Source organism: Ideonella azotifigens (genome assembly GCF_006519715.1).
GTDB lineage: Bacteria > Pseudomonadota > Gammaproteobacteria > Burkholderiales > Burkholderiaceae_C > Ideonella > Ideonella azotifigens.
The window spans coordinates 1-2,894 of the sequence record NZ_VIDT01000679.1; the positions used below are offsets into that span (position 1 = coordinate 1).

The 2,894-nt window shown below is 65.8% G+C and carries 3 protein-coding genes; 1 reads left to right on the plus strand and 2 read right to left on the minus strand.

The window, feature by feature from the left end; genetic code table 11:
- Together FKP22_RS26135 and FKP22_RS26140 are read right to left on the minus strand one after the other, a co-directional pair.
- Nucleotides 1-531 (minus strand): TPM domain-containing protein (locus FKP22_RS26135; protein ID WP_211361591.1); only part of this gene is annotated, 531 nt, incomplete at its 3' end.
- 7 nt (nt 532-538) lie between these two features.
- On the minus strand, nt 539-1,168 hold the full coding sequence (locus tag FKP22_RS26140) for a LemA family protein (protein ID WP_141290782.1): 630 nt from the start codon (nt 1,166-1,168) through the stop codon (nt 539-541).
- Nucleotides 1,169-1,279: 111 nt separating this feature from the next.
- On the opposite strand from FKP22_RS26140, the gene hemE reads away from it, so the two are divergent.
- Nucleotides 1,280-2,380 (plus strand): uroporphyrinogen decarboxylase, encoded by a 1,101-nt coding sequence (gene hemE, locus FKP22_RS26145; RefSeq protein WP_141290785.1) that lies wholly within the window; start codon nt 1,280-1,282, stop codon nt 2,378-2,380.
- Nucleotides 2,381-2,894 lie beyond the last annotated feature (514 nt).

A 2,894-nucleotide genomic window follows, 5' to 3' on the forward strand; every position in this document is an offset into this window, starting at 1 on the left:
CACGCCGCTGCGCGGCTGCGGTGCCGGCAGGTGCTCGCCGCGGATGCGCGCCATCAGCTGGTCCACGCCGGCATTCAGTCCGCCGGCATAGTCGTTCCGCTGGAACGCGGGCTTGATCGCCCGATCGATGATCTGCCGCGCCGCCAGGTCCGGCACCGCGCCTTCCAGCGCCTTGGCCACCTCGATGCGCACGCGCCGGTCGCCCTTGGCCACGACGACCAGCACCCCGTCGCCTACCTCGCGCCGGCCGATCTTCCATTGGTCCGCCACACGCCAGGCATAGGCCGCGATGTCTTCCTGCTGCGTGCTGGTGACCAGCAGCAGCACGATCTGCGGCCCGGCCTCGGCTTCGAAGCGGGCCAGCTTGCCGTCCAGCGCCTGGACCTGCACAGGCGTGAGCGTGCCGGTCTGGTCGACCACGCGGCCGCTCAGCGGCGGCACGGCCAGTTCGGCCTGCGCTGGCGCAGCGGCCAGCAGGCCCAGCGCAAGGAGGCTCAGCAGCGCGCCAAGCCAGCGGGTGAACAGCCGCATGGCGGGCTTACTTCGAGGCCGGCTTGTCGAAACTGACCGAGGGCGGCGCCGAGATGGCTTTTTCGTTTTCCACCGTGAAGACCGGCTTCACGTCGTAGCCGAACATCTTGGCCGTCAGGTTGGTCGGGAAGCTGCGGGCCAGCACGTTGTAGCCCTGGACCGTCTGGATGTAGCGGTTGCGCGCCACGGTGATGCGGTTTTCGGTGCCTTCGAGTTGCACGCGCAGGTCCTGGAAGCCCTGGTTGGCCTTCAGGTTGGGGTAGTTCTCGGTCACCACCATCAGCCGGCTCAAGGCGCTGGTCAGCTCGCCCTGCGCGGCCTGGAATTTCTGGAAGGCCTCGGGGTTGTTGATCAGCTCCGGCGTAGCCTGGATGGACGTGGCCTTGCTGCGCGCCTCCACCACCTTGGTCAGCGTTTCCTGCTCGAAATTGGCCTCGCCCTTGACGGTCGCCACAAGGTTGGGCACCAGGTCAGCCCGGCGCTGGTATTGGTTCAGCACCTCGGACCAGCCGGCTTTCACCGCCTCGTCCTTTTGCTGGAACTCGTTGTAGCCGCAGCCGCTCAGGCTGGCGGTCAGCGCGGCGGCGCCCAGCGTCAGGGCCAGCGTGCGGGACAGGCCGCTCCAGGTCAGGTACATGTTGATCTCCATCAGAAAACAGGTGACAGCCGCCCAGGCATGAGGCAGCGTTCCCGCTCAAGATGAGGGGTGCACGGCGGGCTTCAAGCGGCCCGGCAGGATAATCGCTTCATGTTCGCCCCGCTGCAAAACGACACCTTCCTGCGCGCCTGCCTGCGCAAGCCCACCACGCACACGCCCGTCTGGCTGATGCGGCAGGCTGGCCGCTACCTGCCGGAGTACCGCGAGACGCGGGCCAAGGCCGGCAGCTTCATGGGCCTGGCAACCAACACCGAATACGCCACCGAGGTCACGCTGCAGCCGCTGGAGCGCTACCCGCTGGACGCCGCCATCCTGTTTTCCGACATCCTCACGGTGCCCGACGCGATGGGCCTGGGGCTGTCATTCCAGCAGGGCGAAGGGCCGCGTTTCGCCTACCCGGTGCGGGACGAGGCGGCCGTGCAGGCGCTGGCCGTGCCGGACATGGACAAGCTGCGCTACGTGTTCGACGCCGTCACCTCCATCCGCCGCGCGCTGAACGGCCGGGTGCCGCTGATCGGCTTCTCCGGCAGTCCGTGGACTTTGGCCTGCTACATGGTCGAAGGTGCCGGATCAGACGACTACCGCCAGGTCAAGAGCATGCTCTACAGCCGGCCGGACCTGATGCACCGCATGCTGCAGGTCAATGCCGACGCGGTGGCGCTCTACCTGAACACCCAGATCGAGGCTGGCGCACAGGCGGTGATGATCTTCGACAGTTGGGGCGGCGTGCTGGCGGACGGCGCCTTCCAGCGTTTTTCGCTGGACTACACCCGCCGCGTGGTCTCGCAGCTCAAGCGCGAGCAGGGCGGCGAGCGGGTGCCGGTGATCGTCTTCACCAAGGGCGGCGGCCTGTGGCTGCGGCAGATCGCCGAATGCGGCGCCGACGTGGTCGGCCTGGACTGGACCGTGAACCTGGGCGAAGCCAGGCAGCGGGTCGGCGCGAGTGTCGCCCTTCAAGGCAATCTGGACCCGAACGTGCTGTTTGCACCGCCCGAAGTGGTGCAGGCAGAAGCCCGTTTGGTGCTCGACAGCTTTGGCCGGCCGCAGCGCGCGGACGGTGGCTGGGACGGCCATGTGTTCAATCTGGGCCATGGCATCAGCCAGTTCACGCCGCCCGAGCGGGTGCTGGACCTGGTCCAGGCTGTGCACGAACACTCACGGGCCTTGCGCGCCAGCCCCGCCGCGGCCTGACTAGGTGCAAATACCAAGGTCTGTCCGACGGGTTTTGCAGGGTGAGTGAGCGCTCAGGGGCTTGACTTATCCCCAAAAAACTCTAGGCGAGACGGTGGCATAAGCGGCGTTCGCGAAAAGCGGAAAAAATACCGGCGAATCGTGGCAAGTGCTTGATTTGTAATAACAAATGAGCACTGCTCCGAATTGGGGCAATCTGTCGCAAAGCGCGCTGGATCAAGCAGTTAGCGCACGCCGATGAAGCTTTCCCACAAAGTTATCCACAGAAAACCTGCACAAGTGGGAAAGGCGTTTCCAATCATGGGCTTACGGCACCTTTCTCAAAACTGTCACAGAGATGACCTGCAAATGACGGAATGCCCGGGCTTGTGGACAACTGTGACGCTGGGTTCGTCATGTCCATGCCGCACATGACAGCGCCGGCCGACGGCGCCACGCAAGCGAGTGCTCACCGTGTCCGCGTGGCCGTCGAGACTCCCCAGCACGCCGGCATGGCCGATGTGCTGGACTACCT

What these genes read in the sequence shown, in the direction of transcription:
- FKP22_RS26140 (WP_141290782.1), bottom strand. Translation starts at nt 1,168, where the DNA reads ATGTACCTGACCTGGAGCGGCCTGTCCCGCACGCTGGCCCTGACGCTG.
- hemE (WP_141290785.1), top strand. Translation starts at nt 1,280, where the DNA reads ATGTTCGCCCCGCTGCAAAACGACACCTTCCTGCGCGCCTGCCTGCGC.